This window comes from Brevundimonas diminuta (genome assembly GCF_039673845.1).
GTDB lineage: Bacteria > Pseudomonadota > Alphaproteobacteria > Caulobacterales > Caulobacteraceae > Brevundimonas > Brevundimonas diminuta_E.
In genome coordinates, this window is the sequence record NZ_JBDJMK010000001.1 from 295,453 (window position 1) to 313,243 (window position 17,791).

Consider the following 17,791-nt stretch of genomic DNA (forward strand, 5'->3'; position numbering starts at 1 on the left):
CCATGCGCGTCTTTGAGACCCCGCGGGCCATGCTGGGCCTCAGCGACGAAGCCCTCGGCGTCAGCGACTGGGTGCAGATCGATCAGGACCGCATTGACGGCTTCGCCCATGTCACCGGCGACGATCAGTGGATCCACGTCGACCCCGAACGCGCCAAGAGCGGCCCCTTCGGCGCCACCATCGCCCACGGCTATCTGACCGTGTCCCTGGCCAACCTCTTTTTGCCTCAGATCATCGAGGTGCGCGGCTTTTCGATGGGCGTGAATATCGGCTGCGACAACATCCGCTTTCTCGCCCCGGTCAGAGTCGGCTCGCGCCTGCGTGGCTCTGGCGTCCTGCTGCACGCCGAGGAGGCCAAGGCCGGGTCGGTTCAGGCCGCCGTCCGCATCACCATCGAGATCGAGGGCGAGGCCAAGCCCGCCTGCGTCCTCGACGCCATCAGCCGCTACTATCCGTAAAGAGATTTCATGCGCCAAGCCGTCATCGTCAGCGCCGCCCGCACCCCGATCGCCAAGGCCTATCGCGGCGCCTTTAACGACACCGAAGCCACGGCCCTATCCGGCCATGTCGCCGCCGAGGCCGTGCGTCGGGCGGGCGTCGATCCCGCCAGTATCGAGGACGTCATCGTCGGCTGCGCCGCCCAGCAGGGAACGCAGGGCTACAATATCGGCCGCCTGACCGCCGCCGCCGCCGGCTTTCCCGACAGCGTCGCGGGCATGGCCCTGGACCGGATGTGCGCTTCGGGCCTGATGGCCATCGCCACCGCCTCGAAGCAGATCGCCGACGACGGCATGGAGGTCGTGGTCGCCGGCGGGGTCGAGTCCATCAGCCTGACCCAGAACAAACACAAGAACGCCTATCGCGCGCGTAACGAGAGCGTTCTCGCCCATTCGCCGCACATGTACATGCCGATGATCGAGACGGCCGAGATCGTCGCCGACCGCTATGGCGTCAGCCGCGAAGCGCAGGACCAGTACAGCCTGCAAAGCCAGCAGCGCACCGCCGCCGCCCACGCCGCCGGTCGCTTCGCCGCCGAACTGGCGCCCCTGACCACGCGCAGGCAGGTCGTCGACAAGGCTACCGGCGCGATCAGCCATGAGACCGTGACCCTGACCGTCGACGAAGGTCCGCGCGCCTCGACCACGCTGGAAAATCTCGCGGCGCTGGAGCCGGTGTTCAAGGACGGCGACGTCATCAAGCAGGGCCGCCACATCACGGCGGGCAACGCCTCGCAGCTGTCGGACGGCGCCGCCGCCGTCGTGCTGATGGAAGCAGCCGCCGCCGAGCGCGCGGGTCTGTCGCCGCTGGGCGCCTGTCTGGGCATGAGCGTCGCCGGATGCCGCCCAGACGAGATGGGCATAGGCCCGGTCTTCGCCGTGCCCAGACTGCTGGATCGTCACGGTCTCAAGGTGTCCGACATCGGCCTGTGGGAACTGAACGAGGCCTTCGCCTGTCAGGCCCTCTACTGCCGTGACACTTTGGGAATCGACCCTGAACTGTTCAATGTCGATGGCGGGGCCATCGCTGTGGGCCACCCTTTCGGCATGACCGGCGTGCGTACGGCGGCTCATGCCCTGATTGAAGGCAAGCGTCGCGGCGTGAAACACGCCGTGGTGACCATGTGCGTCGGCGGGGGCATGGGCGCCGCCGCCCTGTTCGAGGTGTTCTGATGCCCCAGATTTTTGTGACCCAGCAGGATGGTCAGGACATGACGCTGGACGTCCCTGTCGGCCGCCGTCTGATGGAGGCCCTGCGCGATGGCGGAACGACGGTCGAAGGCACCTGTGGCGGAGCCTGTTCGTGCGGCAGCTGCCACGTCTATGTCGATGAAGCCTGGCTCGGCAAACTGGACGCGGCGCAAGACGACGAACGCGAGATGATCGAGGCGATCGGCGATGTGATCGAAGTTCGGCCCGGCTCACGGCTGGCCTGCCAGATCCAGATCACCGATGCGCTGGACGGCCTGACCCTGACCATAGCCGAAGCCATCTAGGAGGTCCGGATGAGCCGAAATTTCGCCCCCGAACATGAAGGATTTCGCCGTCAGGTCGCCGACTGGCTCGACCAGCAGCTGTCCGGCCCCTTCGCCCATCTGCGCGGCCTCAACAATCACGTCGACGCCATTCCCGAGCGCCGGAAGTGGGAGGCGGCCTTGGGCGAAGCCCGCTACGGCTGCGTCGGCTGGCCGGAGGAATGGGGCGGACGGGCCGCCAGCATCGCCGAACAGGTCATCTTCGCCGAGGAATACGCCCGCGCCAAAGCCCCGTCGCGTATCGGGCACATCGGTGTCGAACTGGCAGGACCGACCCTGTTGCTGCACGGCACGGAAAAGCAGAAGCAGCAGTTTCTGCCGGGCATCGCCTCCGGCGCCGACATCTGGTGCCAGGGCTATTCCGAGCCCAACGCCGGATCTGACCTGTCGAACGTCCGCACCACCGCCTGGCTGAAGGACGGCCGCTGGATCATCAACGGCCAGAAAGTCTGGACTTCGATGGCCCAGTTTTCAGATTGGGTCTTCGTCATCTGCAGGGCCGATTCAGGCACGCGCGGCGCCAGCGGCCTGGCCTATCTTCTGGTGCCGATGGATCAGCCCGGCGTCACCATCCGCCCCATCCGCCAGATGACCGGCGAAGCCGAGTTCAACGAGGTCTTCTTCGACAATGCTGAAACGGCGGCTGACAACATTGTCGGCCAGCCCGGCGACGGCTGGAAAGTCGCCATGGCGACCTTGGCGTTCGAACGCGGGGTGTCGACCCTGGGGCAGCAGATGCACTTCAAAAATGAATTGGATGAGTTGATCGCCCTGGCCAAGGCCAATGGCGCCGCCCGCTCCCCCCTGATCCGCCAGCGGCTGGCCAAGGCCCATGCGGGCCTCACCATCATGCGCGCCAGCGCCCTGCGGATGCTGGCCAATCAGGACCCGCAGACGCCCACGTCCGGCGTCTATACATACAAGCTCTACTGGGCCCTGTGGCATCGCGCGCTGGGCGAACTGGCCATGGATGTCCAAGGACTATCCGGTCAGATCGGATCGGGCGCAGCGGACTTCAACGCCCTGACCCACATGCATCTGATGTCGCGTGCAGAGACCATCTACGCCGGCACCAACCAGATCCAGCGCAACATCATCGCCGAGCGCGCCCTGGGCCTGCCCCGCGAAGCGCGCGGCGGTCTGCACGCCTGACAGACAAAAAAGGGCCTCTCCATCACGGAGAGGCCCAGTTCTCAGGTCCTGATCCGGGGTCAGACCAGGTCGAGGAAAGAGGGTCTCTCTCCGCCGCCGTCCACCGACAGCCGGGCGCCGCTGACGTAAGACGCCAGAGGCGACGAAAAATACAGAACCGCATTGGCGATATCGCGCCCGACGCCCATCCGCTTCAACGGCAGGGCCTCGGCGATCCTGGCCTGTCCCGCGCCATAATGATCCGCCGCGCCATCGGTCGCGATCAGGCCGACGACCACTGCGTTGACGCGGATCTTCGGCCCCCACTCCATCGCCAGGCTCTGGGTCAGGTTGATCAGACCCGCCTTGGCGGCGCCATAGACGGCTGTGCCCGGTGAAGGCCGCACGCCTGAAACACTGCAGATATTGACGATGGAGCCGCCATCTGACTGCGCCTGCATATGGCGCCAGGCCGCCTGGGACACATGCAGCGGCGCCATCAGGTTGAGCGCCACTATCGCCTCGCTGAAGCGGGGCGACGCGATCGCAGCCTCGGCCGGCGGAGAGCCCCCGGCGTTGTTGACCACTATGTCCAAGCGGCCATGCCGCGCGACCACGCCATCGACCATGGCGCGCACCTGATCGGCCTGACGAACGTCGCAGACGATGAACTCAGCCAACCGGCCCTCATGGCTCGGCAGGACTTCCGGCTCGTTTCGCCCGCAGACCACGACCCGGCATCCGGCTTCCAACAAGGCTTCGGCTATGGACCGGCCGATGCCTTTGGCGCCGCCGGTCACAAGGGCGACCTGCCCGGAAAGATCAACCGTAACCGCGCCCTCACCCGGCATGTTGCAACGCCTCAGCCCGCGACGCGTCAGACAACAGGAACTTCTGCACCTTGCCCGCCGGATTGACCGGCAGCGCATCAAGAAAGGCAAAGGCGCGCGGGACCTTGTAGTTGGCCATATTGGACCGACACCACTGCCGGATTTCATCCGCATCAGTCTTAGCGCTGGGCCTCAGAACGATATAGGCCTTGCCGATCTCGCCCAGGCGTTCATCCGGCGTCCCGACAACCGCCACCTGGGCGATAGCGGGATGGGCGGACAGGATGCGCTCAATCTCGGCCGGGTAACAGTTGAATCCGCCGCTGATGAACATGTCCTTCATCCGGTCCGTGACCCGCAGATATCCGTCAGCGTCGAAACAGCCGATGTCGCCGGTGTGAAGCCAGCCCTCCGCGTCCACCGCCTCAGCGGTCGCCTCCGCGTCTTCGAAATAGCCCGCCATGACGTTGAAGCCCCGCACCCGGATCTCGCCCTCGCGGCCCGCGCCCACCGTCTCGCCCAGCCGGTTGACGCACTTCACCTCAACGCCCGGAATGGGCTTGCCGCAGGTATGGGCGATCCGTTCGACGCCGTCCCCTATCTGGCTCATCGTCACCATGCCTGAGCTCTCTGTCAGACCATAGGCGGTCAGGACGTTGCGGATGCCCAGTTCGTCCTGCATTCGTTGCACCAGAGACGGCGGCACCGATGCGGCGCCGGTCACAGCCACGCGGATCGAGGACAGGGCGACGCCCGCCTCGGCGCAACTGGCCAGCATCTGCTGGAAGATCGTCGGCGGCCCCGGAAGGACCGTAATCCTCTCGGCCTCGACCAGATCAACCACCTGCACAGGATCAAAGGTCGCCACCGGATAGGCGGTCGCCCCCTTCAGAAGGCAGGCCAGCCAGCCCGCCTTATAGCCAAAGGTGTGGAAAAAGGGATTGACGATGAGATAGCGGTCGCCCGCCGCCAACCCGGCGCAATCGGCCCAACTGGTGAACGCCTGAATACTCTGGGCATGGCCGCTGACCACGCCCTTGGGCTGGCCCGTCGTGCCTGACGTGAAAAGGATGTCCGCCGGGTCTTCGCCCCGCACCGCCCGCATGGCGGCGCGCGCGGCGTCCAGGTTATGGCCTTCTGCAGCGAATGCCTTCCATTCCGCGTCCAGCGTCAGGATGCGCTCCAGATGCGGCAGGTCCAGCCCCTTCAGCAGCTGCCGATAATCCTGCCCCAGAAAGTCACCGACCGTCAGCAGAATCCGGGCGCGCGTCCGGTTCAGAATATACTGCGCCTCAAGCCCCTTGAGCCGGGTGTTCATGGTGACCACCACAGCGCCCGCCGCCTGCACCGAAAGACAGGCCACGATCCATTCCGCGCTGTTCGGCGCCCAGATGGCGACCCGGTCGCCGGGCTTGAGACCCGCTTCGATCAAGGCCGATGCGCCGCGCAGCACATCCTGCTCCAACCCGGCAAAGGTCAGTTTCTGATCTCCATCGACAATGGCGATGGCGTCATCGAACCGCGCGGCGGCGTCGATCACGGCCTGAGGAAGAGTCGAGACGCTCATGCCTTTTTCTTCTCGTGCCATTCGCCCATTTCAATCATGGCGTTGCGATACGGCCTGCGGGCCAGGAAGAATGTCAGCGCCACCAGCGGGCCGATAATCGCCGGCAGGATCGCCAGCGAGTAACGCAGGGCGTTGTCATCCCGGAAGACGAACTGCGTCATGGCGGCGATGACGCTGGAACCAAGGGCCATGCCGATCGTCGTCACGCACATCAGCATGATGGCCGTCATCTGACCGCGCAGGCGGCTGGGCGTGATATCCTGCAGCGACGCCAGGGCGACGCTGTTGGTGCCCTGACCAATGAAGGTCGCGATGCCCATCAGCAGAAGCGCCCCGCCCGCTGTCGGCATCAACGGACCGATCGCCAGGGGCGCGACCTTCACCAGCGTCACCCAGATCATGATGTTCAGATTGGCGCCCGGGTGCCCCCGCCGCATGAAGAAGCCCGAGAACCAGCCGCCGGTCAGATTGCCCAGACCGCCGCAGACAATCATCAGGATGCCAAAGGAATAGCCCGCTTCGGTGGCGTTCATTCCATAGGTGCGGATGAGGAAGGTCGGGTACCAGATGGCCGTCCCTATCGCCAACATCCCAAGGAAGGACACCGAGCTGATCAGGGCTGAGTAGACTTTCCAGCGCCGAACCAGAAAGGCGCCCGTCTCCCGCAAGGTCAACCGCTCAACACCGATGACGGCCGTGGGCGCCGCATGCCGCTTGGGCTCACGGATCAGGGCCACCAGGGCGGCGACCAGCAGGCCCGGCAGACCAACGACAAAGAAGACCATCTGCCACGGCTGGATCAGGCCGACGACAGGCGCCAGCACCGGACCGTGCGCCTTGGCCGCCTGCAACACATAGGCGCCGATGACCAGAGCCAGCCCCCCGCCCACCGGATAGCCCAAGGCGAAAACGCTGATCGCAAAGGCGCGCCGCTTGGGCTCGAAGTAATCGCTGATCAACGAATAGGCCGTCGGACCCAACGTGGATTCACCAATGCCGACCGCCACGCGAGCGCCGAACAGGTGACCGAAGGTCCGCGACAGGCCGCTGGCCGCCGTCGCCAGACACCACAGCACAATCCCACCGGCCAGAAGCTTGCCGCGATGGCGCCCGTTATCGACGATACGTCCGATCGGAACCGCGGCGACCGCGACCAGAAGCACTGTGGCGAAGCCCTGCACAAGGCTGATCTGGAAATCGTCCAGCTTCAGATCCTGGCGGATATCCGACACCATCAGCGTCATGACCCGCGAGTCGATCGCAGAGATCGTGTAGCAGACAAAAAGCAGGATCACGACCATCCAAGAGTAGAACAAAGACGGTGGATTCTGCGCCACGCCCTCATCCTTTCTACCCACGGACGCCACCGCATCGTCAGAAACCACACGGGTTACTGGCGCATCATCCAGAACAGTCATCGACGATCTTTCTCAATGGCGAAAACAGCGACACAGACGCTTCTAGGATCGACTATATTCAGCGACGACTTCGGGATAAGGTCGCCTGAGCGGCGGCTTTGTTTCCTGCCGCGAACACTGGGGTCAGCGTTCGATCTGGCCCAGATTGGCGTGCAGAACGGCGCCGTTCAGCGCCGGGCTGTCGGCGCAAACCCGTAAGAGGTCAGCGATTTCAGCAGGGGCCAGCAACCGGCCGGCCGTCACCATGGCGGTGATCGCTTCTACAGCGTCGCCCGCATGGGCGCGCAGCATGTCGGTATCGGTGAAACCAGGGCAAACACAGGCCGTATGCACCCCCCTCCCCGCCAGATCCTGGCACGTTGCGCGCATCAGGCCGATCAGGCCATGTTTGCTGACGACATAGGAAGCAGCCCCCGCCACCGCCTTCTCCGCCAGCGTCGAACCGACATAGAGAACGGAAGAGCCGGGCCTCATCAGGGGCAGTAGCCGCCGATTCAACGCCTGCGGCGTCACCAGATTGGCGCACAGAACCGCCAACAGATCATCCGCGGCCAGATCGGCGACCGTGTCCTGACGATGGACGGCCGCGTTGTGGATCAGCACCGTCTGGTCCCAGTCCTGCACGCGTTCGGCTGCAAGCTCCCCGGCCTGCGCAACGGAAACAGGATCCCCGATGTCGCAGACCAGATGATCGACCTCATCCAGAGGCGGCGGCGAGCGCGACAGGCTGACCACCTCGTACCCGGCGCTTTGAAACAGTCTGGCCGTCGCCAGACCGATGCCGCGGCTGCCGCCCGTGATCACGACACCACGCCTCATGCGCCTACGCTCCGCCAGCGGCACTGCGCTGACTGTCCAGGCCCGGATGAAACCTCCAGCGCGATTTCATTCACCCCCCATCGCGCCGACCAGGGTTCAATCGCCACCAGACGGTTCAGAAGATACGCCGCCAGTTCCTCGACGGTCGTGTTCCGGATCGGAAGCAGGCGCACGTCCCCCGCAGGCAGACGAAACTCATCCTCGCCAAACAGGATCACCACGCTGCGCCCGGCCGTCCTGACCGTAAGAAGCGGCGCCTGGGTCGGGATCAGGACATATTCATCCAGTTCCTGACACAGCGCGCGCAGAGCTCGCTTTATGATGTTGTAGTCAAAGGCCATGCCGTGCGCCGAAACACGCGTGGACACGACTGCAGAGACCTTGAAATTGTGCCCGTGCAGACGCTCGCGTTCACCATCAGCGAACAGGGTGAAATGACCAGCGGAGAACTTGATGTCCTCCTTGTCGATCCGGATCGAGCACTGCTGGATCAGCAACGGCGCCGCCTCATGCGAACGCCGCTCTGTCTCCGTCGCCAGTCCCATCAAAACGCCCGCCTGCTCAAAGGGGAATACGGCCGACAGCTATTCGGCGGCGACCCGCGCGGCAGGATCACCGTCAAACTGATAGAATTGCTGGAAGTATTCACGGAAGCGCAGCACCGGACCGTCGCCGTCGCACAGCAGAGGCCGTGCGCGGTGGATCTTGGTGTGCCAGATCGGAATATCGCCCTCGACGCCGGACTGGCCGATGATGCCGGCGATCGAGCGACGGATCATCTCATTCTCAGGCGCGCCTTCCGGGAATTTCGGATGGCGGAATTCAAAGCGCAGTTCGACCTTGTCATGCTCGACCGGCGTGGCCAGCACCTGAAGCAGAAGATCCGCCATCCCCCGGAAACGCGTCGACTTCTGTCCCGCGCCCGTCTGCAGCGTTCTCACTTCAGTATCCAGGGTCCGGGTCGCGCCGTCCGGCAGCTCCACCGTCCGCTGTCCCGCCGCCAGACTGCGACGGACGTGCCCTTCGTAGTGGGTCTCGCCTTCCGGCACGGCATCCATCTTGTGCACATATTTGAAGTGCGCCAGATCGACGCCGTTTTCAGCGATCTCCTGGGGGTTGCTGTCAAAGGCCCATTCGTAACGAACCGGATCGGCCCAGTCGGGCGATGACACCTCTTCCAGCACCTCCACATCGAACATCGGCGCCACGCCCTGAGGGTGATGCCATGCCCAGACCACGCCATTGGTCTCGGTGATCGGATATGTCTTCAGGCAACCGGGTTTGCGCGCGGCCGGAGGAATGATGCGCGCATAGGGAATATCCTTGCAGGCCCCAGTGAGATCAAAGGCCCAGGAGTGAAAAGGACAACGGATCGTCTCGCCTTCGACCACGCCGCCATGTCCCAGATGGGCGCCGAGATGCGGACAATAGGCCTCGGCCAGACCGGCCGCGCCGCCTTCGGTGCGGTATAGAACCAGGTCTTCGCCAAAGTAGCGGACTGGCTTCACATCGCCCGGCTCCAGCTCGTTCGAATAGGAGACAAAAAACCAACCGAACGGAATCGGCATGGGGAACCGATCGACCATGGATAATCCTCCCGAAGCGCCGGTTGATCCGACGTCTGAAATTCAGCGATGACCGCTCCATCATGTTCAACGGCGCAGCCCGAGCCTGCACGTTATCAAGATCGGACGCAGCGATAAGGCGTTGTAGTCAGACTGAGCGTTCGCGCGTGCGGACAATCACGCCTCCATGCCTTTGACGCGTTAGCCGATCTTCTCCGTCTCGGCCGGGCTTCCGCCGGCCAGGAAAACGTCCAGTTCAGCTAAAGAGGTCTGCATCCACGGCCGCAGCTGGGTTCGAGCGAAGCGGCTGGACAGAAAATCGAGCAGCAACCGCAGCGTCGCCGGAACCGGCGTTCCGGGGGCGAAAATCGCCCATGCCTCACGGTCGTAATAGCTCCACTCATCTTCGACCGCGACCAGAGCGCCAGAGGCCAGTTCACTGCGGACAAAGGCGATCGGCAGTTGAGCCAGGCCCATGCCGCGCGCGGCCGCCACCCGCAACGCCGCGCCCTTGTTGCTTTTCCATCGCCCATTGACGCGAACCTTCTCGGCGCCGTCGCTGGAGTTGAACCACCAATGACCGCCCAGGTCCGACAGACAGGAATGGTTCTTGAGATCTGCGATGCCTTTGGGCACGCCATGCTCGGCCAGATAGGCGGGCGAGGCGCACATGCAGAAAGACAGATAGCCGATGCGGGCGGCCCGCAGGCTGGAATCGATCAGGTCGCCGTAGCGGATGGCGACGTCAAAATCCTCACCGATCAGGTCGACTTCGCGTGAGCCCGCATGCACCTCGATCCCCACCCCAGGGTACTGACAGGCGAAGTCGGCGATAACCGCAGAGATGAAATTGACGTCGAAGGTGTCATTGAGCGACACCTTCAGCTTGCCGGTCGGCGTCTGCTGCATCTGCGCCGCTTCATGACTGGCCGAAACCAGAGCCCGCCGCATATCCCGGCATGAAGCATAAAACCGCTCACCGATGGCCGTCATCGAGACCTGACGCGTGGTGCGTTTCAGCAGTTGGACGCCGAGACGCAACTCAAGCTCGCTGACCCTTTTGCTGACGAATGACTTGGAAGCGCCGAGTTGATCGGCAGCGGCTGTGAAACTGCCCGTCTCTACAACCGAAATATATTCCTCAATGCCGTCCCAGATAGAAATCACAGCCTCCCCCGGCCACTCGTTACGCAATCTGTCGCCCTGCGCCCCCACGCCCAGCAACAGATCATGACATCCACCCTACAGAGTCGCCCTGCCATGACAATTAACCACGTGGCGAAACCCGCCCGGCGCACGCCGCTCGCCTTCATCACTTCAGCGCCCCGTGAAGCGGGGAGTACGCCGCTCCATAAAGGCCCGCGGACCTTCGCGCGCATCCTCGCTGGCCAAGACCACAGCCTGACAGGCCTGTTCAATCTCAAAGGCCCGACCCAGCTCGCAGCCGCTTGAGCGCGCGATCGCTTCCTTGGCCTTCTTCAACGCCAGCGGCGCGCCTTCAGATATCCTGCCGCACATATCCTTTGCTGTTGCGTACACCTCTGACGGCGCGACAATGCGATTGACCAATCCCATCGAAAGAGCCCGCTCGGCATCGATCACGTCCGCCGCCAAAATGATCTCCATCGCGTGGGACCAGCCGACCTGCCGCGGCAAACGCGCCAGGGCGCCGCCGCTGGGGATCAGCCCTCGCCGGACTTCGCTGAGCTGGAAGGTCGCGGCCGTCGAGGCGACGCGGATATCCGCCGCGAGCATCAACTCGAAACCGGCGGCCACCGCCAGACCATTCACGGCGGCCACCACAGGTTTGTGGAAGCGCGTATGTCTCAACAACGCCCGATCCACCAGATCCTGATGTCCGTCGACCCACTGCTTTTCAAAGCGGGTCTGCGCCGTCTTGGCGCCCGTCGCCAGCGGCGCCAGCGAACCAAGGTCTGCGCCCGTGCAGAAGGCCCGCTCGCCCGTTCCTGTCACCAGAACAACCCGGATGCTGTCATCCTGTGCAAGGCCGTCCCAGGCTTCAGCCATCCGCACCATCATTTCAGCGTTCAGCGCATTGTGCTTCTCGGGACGGTTCAACGTCACGATCGCCATGCGGCCGTCGATCTCGACCTGAACCAGAGACATGTAGCCGCCCCGTCCGCACCGGCCCGCTGCGCCGGAATTGGAAAACATTTAAGGCGGCAAACCTCCCGTTCGACAACGGTCAGGCGGTAGGGGGAAGCTCAGGAAAATCACTGTTTACGCAGGAGATGTTTTCAAATGCGTCTCAGCCTCACCTCCTCCTTGACCGGATCTTTTCGCAGCCCAAAGCTGGATCAAAGGCATTTCAGGAGCAAACAATGGGCAGGCCCGTCACAGTCATTACAGGCGCATCAGGCGCACTTGGCCAGGCGCTTGCACAAGCCGCTCTGGAGCGCGGCGACACGGTAGCCGCCATCGATTTCGGCATTGTGGCGCGTGAAGACGACGATCGCTGGAAAGCGATTGGCGGCGTCGACCTGGCCGATCCGGCTCAGGCTCGGAAGGCCATCGAAGCCGTGGCGGCCCGCTTCGGCCGCATCGACAATCTGCTCAACGCCGTGGGCGGCTTCATGTGGCAAACGACAGACGGTCCGCTGGAAACATGGGACCGTATGCAGCGGATAAATCTGACGACCGTTCTGAACGCCTGCCACGCCAGCCTGCCATGGCTGAAGTCGTCTCCTGCTGGCCGCATTGTCAATGTGGGCGCTCTGGCGGCGCTGCAGGCCGAGCCGGGCATGGGCGCCTATGCCGCATCCAAAGCCAGCGTCCACAGGCTTACCGAAGCTCTCGCCGCCGAGACAAGGACATCAGCCCTCACAGTCAACGCCGTTCTGCCCTCTGTCATAGACACCCCAGCCAACCGCACAGACATGCCTGATGCGGATTTTTCCACCTGGGTTCAGCCAACCGAACTGGCGGCCGTCATGCTGTTCTTCGCCAGTGACGCAGCTTCAGCCGTAACCGGCGCATTGACGCCCGTCAGAGGACGCGCCTGAAACGGAGAGATTAAATAGCTCACTCGCTCGGCGATCACTCCCTCGACGTCGTGTATAGCGAGCGCAAACTGATACACCGGAGCACCGCCTGCGATATGATCGGAAGCAAAAACCGATACCGCCTAAACTGATCCGAGCCATCGCGCCACCCGACCTATCCGACCGACTGGAGATACGTTAGCGTTAGGCAAATAATACCGCAACACGCACGACACCCTACCATTACCCAGCGATGGATACCGGCAATCAGATGATAAAATCTATTACGACGAGGCACCGTTACTCAGAGCGTATAAACGTACACTTGGAGTGGTCAGATCTGCGCAGGCTCTTCGAGGTCAAAGCGATCGGCGCGGGCCATACGCCAGCTTTCGGAATAGAAGCTGCGGCCTTCTTCGCCGGTCAGGAGTTCGCCAGGACGTAGGAAGACGTGCAGCTGTGAGAACAGCTTGATCTCGGTCTGGCTGATACGACGCGCCAGATGGTGGGGGCCCAGGTCGCCGGGGTGATGGATGCCCGCCGCCGCCAGCATTTCCGACAGTCCCTTCAGGGTAGAGCGGTGGAACTGATGCACCCGCTCGGCCTTGTCCGGCACGACAAGGGCGCGCTGGCGCAGCGGATCCTGCGTCGCAACGCCGGTCGGGCAACGGTTGGTGCCGCAGCTCAGAGACTGGACGCAGCCGAGGGCGAACATGAAGCCGCGCGCCGCATTGGCCCAGTCCGCGCCGATGGCCAGGACGCTGGCGATATCGAAGGCGCTGGTGATCTTGCCCGCCGCGCCGATGCGAATCTGATCGCGCAGACCGGCCCCGACCAGAGTATTGTGAACGAACAGCAGACCCTCGCGCATCGGCGCGCCCAGGTGGTCGGTGAACTCGACCGGCGCGGCGCCGGTGCCGCCCTCGCCCCCGTCGACGACGATGAAGTCGGGGCGGATGCCGGTCTCCAGCATGGCCTTGACGATGCCCATGAACTCCCACGGCTGGCCGATGCACAGCTTGAAGCCGACCGGCTTGCCGCCCGACAGTTCACGCAGACGGGCGATGAACTCCATCATCTGCAGCGGGGTCGAAAAGGCGCTGTGGCTGGCGGGAGAGATACAGTCCTGCCCCATCGGCACGCCGCGCGTGGCCGCGATCTCGGCGCTGACCTTCTCGCCGGGCAGGATGCCGCCGTGCCCCGGCTTGGCGCCCTGACTCAGCTTGATCTCGATCATCTTGATCTGAGGGTTGGCCGCCTGCTGGGCGAACCGGTCCGGGTCGAAAGCGCCCGTTTCCGTGCGGCAACCGAAATAGCCGCTGCCCAGCTCCCAGATGATGTCGCCGCCATATTCACGGTGATAGGGGCTGTAGCCGCCCTCCCCGGTGTCATGCGCGAAACCGCCCATGGCGGCGCCCTTGTTCAGCGCACGAATGGCGTTGGCGCTGAGCGAGCCGAAGCTCATCGCCGAGATGTTGAACACCGAGCAGGAATAGGGCTGGGCGCACTGATCCCCGCCGATCAGAATGCGGAAGGTCGTGGGGTCCGCCGCCGGCGCCGGGCGGATCGAATGGCCCATGAAGTCGTAACCGACGCTGTAGACGTCCACCTGAGTGCCGAAGGAGCGCTCCGAACCCTCCTTCTTGGCGCGGGCATAGACCAGCGAGCGCTGGTTCCGGGAAAAGGGCGCCGCCTCCTGATCGGACTCGATCAGATACTGCCGTATCTCGGGGCGGATCATCTCGGCCAGCCAGCGGACGTGGCCCAGCACCGGATAGTTGCGGCGGATCGAGTGATACGGCTGGATCAGGTCGACCACGCCCAGCACGACCAGAGCCCCTGCGATCGTCGGCACGAACCACAGCCACGGATAATGCAAGGCCAGCCCGACGCCGACGATGAAAACGAGAATGCAGAGAGCGAAAGCCGAATATTGATTTAGCCGCACGTTTCCAAAGCCCCTTTTCGCGAACGTCACGAATGTCCCGCTGCATCGTGAGTTCCCGAAACTATGGCGACTGGATTGCGCCCGGGCCAGCATGCTCACGCCAAAACGCCTTCGCGCCACATGAAGCTCATCCAGTTCAGCAGCCGCATCCAGCGCCCCGCGTCTGCCTGCGCTTCACGGCGCAACAGAACTGCACAAAACACAACCAAAAGCTCGCATTCGAAAACATTCTCTCGTCTGGATCGAATTTTCAGCAATTATCGCCTGGATTGCACAAAACTGATTGACGCCTCAAATCTGTCGGCATCTAGTTTGAATTGCGGCGTCATTCCGCCATGTCGCCACATATGGCGGCGTACAGGGATCGCCGATCAGCGACCTTCTTATGAAAAGGTCGGATCAAAAACGTCGGATGAAGTTCATTGAAGGGTCTCTCTTTTATGTCTGCACATCATGCCCGCCGTCACGCCAAGGCCGCGATGCTGGCCTCGACGGCGCTGTTTACCGCCACCGCCGCTGCGGCGCAGAACACGCCTGAAGCGACCCAGGTCGAAGACATCGTCGTCGTCGGCTCTCAGATCCGGGGGGCCAAGGTCACGGCCGCTCTGCCCGTCACCGTTGTCGGCGAAGAACTGATCCAGGCGACAGCCGCCACCTCGGGCGACGAACTGCTGCGCTCGATTCCTCAGATGGGCGACGTCACCTTCAACTCCGCCTATCTGCCCGCCACCTCGAACTCGGCGCGCGGAGATACAGGGTCGGTGAACCTGCGCAATCTGGGCATTGGCAATACGCTGGTTCTGCTGAACGGCCGCCGCGTCGTGGGTCACCCTACCAGCCAAGCCAATGAGCATCTGGTGCCGGTCCTGACCTACAACACCAACGCCATTCCGGTGTCGGGCCTGAAGCGTCTGGAGGTGCTGCGCGACGGCGCCGCCGCCATCTATGGCGCCGACGCCGTGGCCGGCGTGGTCAATACCGTCCTGCGCGATGACATGAACCGCTGGACTGTTTCCAGCCAGTATGGCGGCGCCGAGGGCACAGGCATGCGAGAGTTCAACTTCTCGCTCTATGGCGGCAAGGACGTGGCCGACGGGCGGGGCAATGTCTCCCTGTTCTTCAACTATGATCATCGTGATGAACTGACGACGCTGGAGCAGAACTACACCGCCTCGAACGACAAGCGGCCCCTGTTCGCGGGAACAGGCTTTGAGAACCACGCCTCGCTCAACGGCCTGACGTCCCTGACGCCGTGGGGCCAGTTCACCCTGACCAACCCCGCCGTCTATGGGGGCGAATCCTTCACAGCCTTCACCATCCAGCCGGATTCAATGGCCGGGTGCGCCGCAGGTCTGGGCAACGGCCTGTGCCTGAAGAAAACGACAACGGTGGATCCCGCCCTGCGCGGCGACACGGCCAAGGAAGACCTGACGGTCATTCCAGAAGTCGACCGATTCAACCTGTTCCTGACCGGCCGCTATCAGATCAATGACGCCGTCGAGGCCTTTGGCGAACTGGGCGCCTATTACGCCAAATCCCATGCCCGGCAGGAGCCGATCAACACCCTGTCGGCGGTCCTGATGACCATTCCCGGCTCGAACTATTACAACCCGTTCGGCAAGGACATCCGCCTGACCGGCTATCGCTTCGGCGACATGGGACCGATCAACGTCGATGTCACCAATCAGCAGTACCGCATCCTGGGCGGCCTGCGCGGCGACTGGCGCGGCTGGCACTGGGAGTCCGCCCTGCTGTGGTCGGAGGCCTCGGCCAAGGACGTGTCGGACAACCTCTCGACCACCCGCCTGGCCGAATGGGCGGCGAAATCGACGCCCGACGCCTATAACTTCTTCGGCGGCGGCAATCGCGAGCATCCGCAGTTCGGCGGAGGCACGCCGTCGAACCAGGCCGCGCTGGACGCCGCGCGCGTCGACATGGTGCGCAAGACCAAGACCGAGCTGGGCCTGTGGGACTTCAAGGTGTCTCGCCCTGACCTGTTCCAGCTGCCTGCCGGATCTGTCGGCATGGCCGCCGGGATCGAGTTCCGCACCGAGACGCAGCTGGACGATCGCGACAGCCGCATCGACGGCACGATCCGCTATACGGACAAGTCGGGCGCCATCTACAGCGACCTGATCAACTCGGCCGAGAACCCCGACACCTACGGCGAACGCGACGTCTTCTCTGCCTATCTGGAGTTCGCCGCCCCGCTGGTATCGCCGGAAATGAACGTGCCGCTGGTGCATAATCTGGAAATCCAGATCGCGGGCCGCTTCGAGAACTATTCCGACTTCGGCGATGTGGCAAAGCCCAAGATCGCCGGCGCCTGGGACATTGTCGACGGCTTCCGGGTCCGCGCCTCCTGGGCGCAGGGATTCCGCGCTCCCAACCTGGAGCAGATCAACGCTACGGTGATCACCCGCTCGAACGGATCAAACGACTATATCTATTGCGAAGCCCTGATCCGGCGCGGCGCGGCGGCCACCGCCATGTCCTCCATGAACCAGTGCGGAACCAGCTATAGCCCGACAGCCCAGACGGCCGCCGACTTCGCCAACATCAGCACAACCCATGTGCGCAAAACGACCGCCGAGCGCCGTTCAGGCAATCCTGACCTGAAACCTGAAGAGTCGGAAACCGTCTCGGTCGGCCTGGTCGTCCAGCCGCGCTTCCTGCCGCAACAACTGGGCGACTTCACCTTCACCGCCGACTGGTGGAAGGTCGAGCAGACCGGCATGGTCGGACTGTTCCGCGGTCAGAACGCCCTGATCCTGGACTATCTGATGCGCAAGAACGGCAGCTTCAATCCCAATGTCATCCGCGCCGATCCGACGGCGGCCGACCAGGCCATCTTCGCCGGCACCGGCCTGGCCGCGGCGGGCGAGGTCCAGTACATCACCGACGCCTATACCAACCAGCAGCCTCAGACGGTCGAGGGCCTGGATCTGGGCGCCATATGGAATCTGCGCACCGCAAGCCATGGCGACTTCAGCCTGAATCTGAACGTCTCGCACCTGCTGAAATACTACCTGGAAATGTCGCCCGGGATGATCGACCTGAACGCCGCGCGCGAGTCCGGCGCCATCGACCCCGCCATCACCTTCGGCGGCCGCATGGGCGACATGATCGCCGATCTGGGACGTCCTGAATGGAAGTGGTCGCTGTCAGGCAGCTGGCGCTATCAGAACCTGACGCTGGGCGCCTTCACCCAGTATATTTCGTCCCTGAACGATACCAGTCTGGTCAACTCAGCCGGAGACTTCTGGACGGTGGACTCGACCATCACCGCCAACCTGTATGCCGAATATGAGTTCGGTCAGGGGATGCTGGCCGACACCGCTGTGCGCGTCGGCGTGCGCAACGTCACCGATGAGGAGCCGCCGCTGTCGGGGGCGGGCTATGTCGGCACGGTCTATCAGCCCTACGGGCGCTATTGGTACGCCAGCATCCGCAAGACCTTCTGATCGGCTCCAGAAAAT

General features: G+C 63.6%; 15 protein-coding genes. 6 read left to right on the forward strand and 9 right to left on the reverse strand.

Annotated elements, in window-relative coordinates; all coding sequences use genetic code 11:
• Window positions 1-2: 2 nt before the first annotated feature.
• From ABE454_RS01510 to ABE454_RS01525, 4 genes are read left to right on the forward strand one after another with little or no spacing between them, the layout of a single operon-like run.
• Window positions 3-458: a MaoC family dehydratase gene (locus ABE454_RS01510; protein WP_346528323.1), complete on the forward strand. Its 456-nt coding sequence runs from the start codon at window positions 3-5 to the stop codon at window positions 456-458.
• A gap of 9 nt (window positions 459-467) precedes the next feature.
• Window positions 468-1,670 (forward strand): acetyl-CoA C-acyltransferase, encoded by a 1,203-nt coding sequence (locus ABE454_RS01515; protein ID WP_346528326.1) that lies wholly within the window; start codon window positions 468-470, stop codon window positions 1,668-1,670.
• Complete coding sequence (locus tag ABE454_RS01520) at window positions 1,670-1,993, forward strand: 2Fe-2S iron-sulfur cluster-binding protein (protein WP_346528327.1); 324 nt, start codon at window positions 1,670-1,672, stop codon at window positions 1,991-1,993. The genes ABE454_RS01515 and ABE454_RS01520 overlap by 1 nt, the downstream gene beginning before the upstream one ends.
• Before the next feature lie 9 nt (window positions 1,994-2,002).
• Window positions 2,003-3,184 carry an acyl-CoA dehydrogenase family protein gene (locus tag ABE454_RS01525; protein WP_346528330.1) on the forward strand — a complete coding sequence of 394 codons (1,182 nt, stop codon included), beginning with the start codon at window positions 2,003-2,005 and terminating at the stop codon, window positions 3,182-3,184.
• Window positions 3,185-3,243: 59 nt separating this feature from the next.
• On the opposite strand, the gene ABE454_RS01530 is transcribed toward ABE454_RS01525, so the two are convergent.
• The 8 genes from ABE454_RS01530 to ABE454_RS01565 form a co-directional block, all read right to left on the reverse strand.
• On the reverse strand, window positions 3,244-4,014 hold the full coding sequence (locus ABE454_RS01530) for an SDR family oxidoreductase (protein WP_346528331.1): 771 nt from the start codon (window positions 4,012-4,014) through the stop codon (window positions 3,244-3,246).
• The gene (locus ABE454_RS01535) at window positions 4,004-5,560 is read right to left on the reverse strand and encodes a FadD3 family acyl-CoA ligase (RefSeq protein ID WP_346528333.1); all 1,557 of its coding nucleotides are present in this window, start codon (window positions 5,558-5,560) and stop codon (window positions 4,004-4,006) included. Before ABE454_RS01535 ends, ABE454_RS01530 begins: the two co-directional genes overlap by 11 nt.
• Window positions 5,557-6,855, reverse strand: coding sequence for an MFS transporter (locus ABE454_RS01540; RefSeq protein WP_346528336.1), 1,299 nt, complete (start codon window positions 6,853-6,855; stop codon window positions 5,557-5,559). The genes ABE454_RS01535 and ABE454_RS01540 overlap by 4 nt, the downstream gene beginning before the upstream one ends.
• Before the next feature lie 246 nt (window positions 6,856-7,101).
• On the reverse strand, window positions 7,102-7,797 hold the full coding sequence (locus ABE454_RS01545; RefSeq protein WP_346528338.1) for an SDR family NAD(P)-dependent oxidoreductase: 696 nt from the start codon (window positions 7,795-7,797) through the stop codon (window positions 7,102-7,104).
• The gene (locus ABE454_RS01550) at window positions 7,794-8,342 is read right to left on the reverse strand and encodes a 6-pyruvoyl trahydropterin synthase family protein (protein ID WP_346528340.1); all 549 of its coding nucleotides are present in this window, start codon (window positions 8,340-8,342) and stop codon (window positions 7,794-7,796) included. Before ABE454_RS01550 ends, ABE454_RS01545 begins: the two co-directional genes overlap by 4 nt.
• Before the next feature lie 39 nt (window positions 8,343-8,381).
• Window positions 8,382-9,383 (reverse strand): aromatic ring-hydroxylating oxygenase subunit alpha, encoded by a 1,002-nt coding sequence (locus ABE454_RS01555; protein ID WP_346528343.1) that lies wholly within the window; start codon window positions 9,381-9,383, stop codon window positions 8,382-8,384.
• 180 nt (window positions 9,384-9,563) lie between these two features.
• Window positions 9,564-10,577 carry a LysR family transcriptional regulator gene (locus tag ABE454_RS01560; protein WP_346528508.1) on the reverse strand — a complete coding sequence of 338 codons (1,014 nt, stop codon included), beginning with the start codon at window positions 10,575-10,577 and terminating at the stop codon, window positions 9,564-9,566.
• 102 nt (window positions 10,578-10,679) lie between these two features.
• Window positions 10,680-11,456 carry an enoyl-CoA hydratase/isomerase family protein gene (locus ABE454_RS01565; RefSeq protein WP_346528344.1) on the reverse strand — a complete coding sequence of 259 codons (777 nt, stop codon included), beginning with the start codon at window positions 11,454-11,456 and terminating at the stop codon, window positions 10,680-10,682.
• A 248-nt stretch (window positions 11,457-11,704) separates the two neighbouring features.
• Between ABE454_RS01565 and ABE454_RS01570 the strand changes: the two genes are divergently transcribed.
• On the forward strand, window positions 11,705-12,385 hold the full coding sequence (locus ABE454_RS01570) for an SDR family NAD(P)-dependent oxidoreductase (RefSeq protein WP_346528346.1): 681 nt from the start codon (window positions 11,705-11,707) through the stop codon (window positions 12,383-12,385).
• A 313-nt stretch (window positions 12,386-12,698) separates the two neighbouring features.
• Here ABE454_RS01570 and ABE454_RS01575 read toward each other — a convergent pair whose 3' ends face one another.
• A complete protein-coding gene (locus ABE454_RS01575; protein ID WP_346528348.1) occupies window positions 12,699-14,312 on the reverse strand; it encodes an FMN-binding glutamate synthase family protein in 1,614 nt (537 codons plus the stop codon).
• 440 nt (window positions 14,313-14,752) lie between these two features.
• Here ABE454_RS01575 and ABE454_RS01580 point away from each other — a divergent pair, with 440 nt between their 5' ends.
• Window positions 14,753-17,776 (forward strand): TonB-dependent receptor domain-containing protein, encoded by a 3,024-nt coding sequence (locus tag ABE454_RS01580; RefSeq protein ID WP_346528351.1) that lies wholly within the window; start codon window positions 14,753-14,755, stop codon window positions 17,774-17,776.
• Window positions 17,777-17,791 lie beyond the last annotated feature (15 nt).

Excerpts from the sequence above, each read along its gene's own strand:
- ABE454_RS01550 (WP_346528340.1), bottom strand. The coding sequence starts at position 8,342 with ATGGGACTGGCGACGGAGACAGAGCGGCGTTCGCATGAGGCGGCGCCG.
- ABE454_RS01520 (WP_346528327.1), top strand. The coding sequence starts at position 1,670 with ATGCCCCAGATTTTTGTGACCCAGCAGGATGGTCAGGACATGACGCTG.
- ABE454_RS01545 (WP_346528338.1), bottom strand. The coding sequence starts at position 7,797 with ATGAGGCGTGGTGTCGTGATCACGGGCGGCAGCCGCGGCATCGGTCTG.
- ABE454_RS01535 (WP_346528333.1), bottom strand. The coding sequence starts at position 5,560 with ATGAGCGTCTCGACTCTTCCTCAGGCCGTGATCGACGCCGCCGCGCGG.
- ABE454_RS01570 (WP_346528346.1), top strand. The coding sequence starts at position 11,705 with ATGGGCAGGCCCGTCACAGTCATTACAGGCGCATCAGGCGCACTTGGC.
- ABE454_RS01555 (WP_346528343.1), bottom strand. The coding sequence starts at position 9,383 with ATGGTCGATCGGTTCCCCATGCCGATTCCGTTCGGTTGGTTTTTTGTC.
- ABE454_RS01580 (WP_346528351.1), top strand. The coding sequence starts at position 14,753 with ATGTCTGCACATCATGCCCGCCGTCACGCCAAGGCCGCGATGCTGGCC.
- ABE454_RS01515 (WP_346528326.1), top strand. The coding sequence starts at position 468 with ATGCGCCAAGCCGTCATCGTCAGCGCCGCCCGCACCCCGATCGCCAAG.
- ABE454_RS01510 (WP_346528323.1), top strand. The coding sequence starts at position 3 with ATGCGCGTCTTTGAGACCCCGCGGGCCATGCTGGGCCTCAGCGACGAA.
- ABE454_RS01565 (WP_346528344.1), bottom strand. The coding sequence starts at position 11,456 with ATGGCGATCGTGACGTTGAACCGTCCCGAGAAGCACAATGCGCTGAAC.
- ABE454_RS01525 (WP_346528330.1), top strand. The coding sequence starts at position 2,003 with ATGAGCCGAAATTTCGCCCCCGAACATGAAGGATTTCGCCGTCAGGTC.
- ABE454_RS01530 (WP_346528331.1), bottom strand. The coding sequence starts at position 4,014 with ATGCCGGGTGAGGGCGCGGTTACGGTTGATCTTTCCGGGCAGGTCGCC.